The sequence below is a fragment of the Nocardioides sp. AX2bis genome, from assembly GCF_902506435.1.
In the GTDB taxonomy this organism is placed as follows: domain Bacteria; phylum Actinomycetota; class Actinomycetes; order Propionibacteriales; family Nocardioidaceae; genus Nocardioides.
In genome coordinates this window covers 1-2,468 of sequence record NZ_LR733231.1, presented here as the reverse complement: position 1 = coordinate 2,468, position 2,468 = coordinate 1, and the positions used below count along the sequence as shown (strand labels likewise).

2 protein-coding genes and 1 tRNA gene are annotated in these 2,468 nt (G+C 75.4%); all 3 read left to right on the top strand.

Annotated features, from left to right (window positions below):
• A partial coding sequence (locus GV155_RS19820; protein ID WP_160011958.1) for a PP2C family protein-serine/threonine phosphatase occupies positions 1–1,208 on the top strand: 1,208 nt, incomplete at its 5' end.
• Positions 1,209–1,288: 80 nt separating this feature from the next.
• Positions 1,289–1,361 (top strand) — tRNA-Lys (locus GV155_RS19815).
• Between the two features lie 124 nt (positions 1,362–1,485).
• On the top strand, positions 1,486–2,286 hold the full coding sequence (locus GV155_RS19810) for an enoyl-CoA hydratase-related protein (RefSeq protein ID WP_160011956.1): 801 nt from the start codon (positions 1,486–1,488) through the stop codon (positions 2,284–2,286).
• The last annotated feature ends 182 nt before the right edge of the window (positions 2,287–2,468 follow it).

Below are 2,468 nucleotides of genomic sequence, written 5' to 3'. Positions count from 1 at the left end.
CCTCGCCCAGCCCCTCGCCCAGCCCCTCCCCCGTCAGCGTCGTCGCCGACGAGCGCGACCGGGTCGCGGCCGTACACCGGCTCCGGCTCGTCGACACCCCCGCGGAGGAGCGCTTCGACCGGATCGTGCGGATCGCTGAGACGCTGTTCGGGGTCCCGATGGCCGAGATCAACCTGATCGACGAGGACCGGCAGTTCACCAAGGCGGCCTTCCCGGCCGCCAACGCCGGCAAGGTCACCCCGCGCGGGGACTCCTTCTGCACCGTCACGATCGCCGACGAGGCGACCCTGCACGTCCCGGACGCGACGGTCGACCCCCGCTTCGCCGACAACCCGCTGGTGACCGGCGGGCCCGGGATCCGGTTCTACGCCGGCCACCCGTTGTCGGCCAACGGCCAGCGGGTCGGGTCGCTGTGCCTGGTCGACGACGCGCCCCGCACCCTGACCGCTCCCGAGCAGCAGATGCTGGCCGACCTCGCGACCTGGGTCGAGCGGGAGCTCGAGCGGGACAGCGAGATGGCCTACGCCGCCGACGTGCAGGCACGCCTCCTGCCCAGGTCGGTCCCCACCCTGGACGACTACGAGGTCGCCGGCACCTGCGTGACGGCTCGCGAGGTCGGTGGCGACTTCTACGGCTGGCGGGCCGAGGGGGACCTGCTCGACGTGGTGCTCGTCGACGTGATGGGCAAGGGCGTCGGCCCCGGCCTGCTGGCGGCCGGACTGCGAGCCGCCCTGCGGGCCTGCCTCTCCGGCGCGGGACCGGCGCACGACTTCAACCTCGCCGCCGCCCTGGTCGAGGACGACTTCGCCGAGAACGGCTCCTTCGCCACCGCCTTCGCAGCGCAGGTCGACCTCCCCACGGGCGCCGTGTCCTACGTCGACGCCGGGCACAGCCTCGGCCTCGTGGTCGCGGCGGACGGGGCCTGCCGCCGGCTGCCCTCGACCTGCCTGCCGGTGGGCGTGCTGCCGGGCTACCAGTGGGTGGCCGCCGAGGCCCGGGTCGAGCCCGGCGAGACCCTGGTCGTCGTCAGCGACGGCATCCTGGACCACTTCCCCACCACCGCGGAGGCGGTGGCCCACGTCGCGGCCGCGGTGTCGGCGGCCTCCACGACACAGGCCGCGCTGGAGGAGATCACGGCCGCCGCCGCCCGCAGCGACACCGCCGGCCTGGACGACCTGACGGTCGTGGCGGTACGCCGGCTGCGGTAGCCCCGGGCAGCGCGGGGCAGGGGAGCCCGGCGGCTAGGCTCGGCGCGGACGACACGGCCCGCCGGCCGTCCTCGTCCCCCGGGCCCCTAGCTCAATTGGCAGAGCTGAGGACTTTTAATCCTTAGGTTGTGGGTTCGAGTCCCACGGGGCCTACTGCACTCCTCCCGGCCGTCGCGACGCCGGGGCAGTGGGTCGTGTGCCTGAGCACGGTTCCTGGCCCGTGCTCAGGCACACGACCCCCGCGGCCGGCCGGCCGTGATCGGGCAGGATGCCGCCCATGGCCGACACCACGCCCGACACCACGCCCGACACCTCGCCCGACACCTCCGACACCCCCGAGCTGGTCCACCTCGAGGTGGCGGACGGGCTCGCCACGCTGACCCTGGACTCGCCGCGCAACCGCAACGCGCTCTCGCGGCAGCTGGTGACCGAGCTGCTCGACGGGCTCGCCCGCGCCGAGGCCGACGACGCCGTACGCGTGGTGGTGGTCGCGGCCACCGGGAACGTCTTCTGCTCCGGCGCCGACCTGGCCGAGGCCGCCGGGCAGGGCATGGAGGAGGGGGCTCGGACCATCGTGGCGATCCAGCGCGCGATCGTCGCGCACGCCAAGCCGGTCGTGGTCCGGGTCCAGGGGCCGGTGCGGGCCGGTGGGATCGGGATCGTCGCCGCCGCCGACGTGGCGCTCTGCACCGAGGAGGCCACCTTCGCGCTGACCGAGGTACGCCTGGCGCTCGCCCCCGCGGCGATCTCGCTGACGGTGCTGCCCCGGATGACCAGCCGCGCCGGGGCCTGGGCGTGCCTGTCGGGCGCCACCTTCGACGGCCGGGACGCCGCCGCCTGGGGCCTGGTCACCCGCGCGGTCCCCGCCGACGGGCTCGACGCCGCGGTCGCCGAGACCTGCGCCGCACTGGTCGCGGGCGCGCCCCAGGGCCTGCGGGAGACCAAGCAGCTGCTGGCGCGCGACCTCGTCGACCGGATCGACGCCCGCGGCGACGACCTCGCCCGCCTGTCCACACGGCTCTTCGGCTCCGACGAGGCGAAGGAGGCGATGACGGCGTTCCTCGAGCGCAGGCGCTGATCCGGCGAAAGGCGCCCGCCGCCCGCCGGAGCGCCGTACGTTGCGGGGATGACCGATCCGGCCCCCGACGGACAGTCCGACCTGTTCGACCGGTGGCTGGCCCACCGCACCCCGGTCGAGCCGGCCGAGACGACCCCGCCCCCGCCGGTCGGCCGGCGCCGTCGCGACGTCCCGCCCGACAC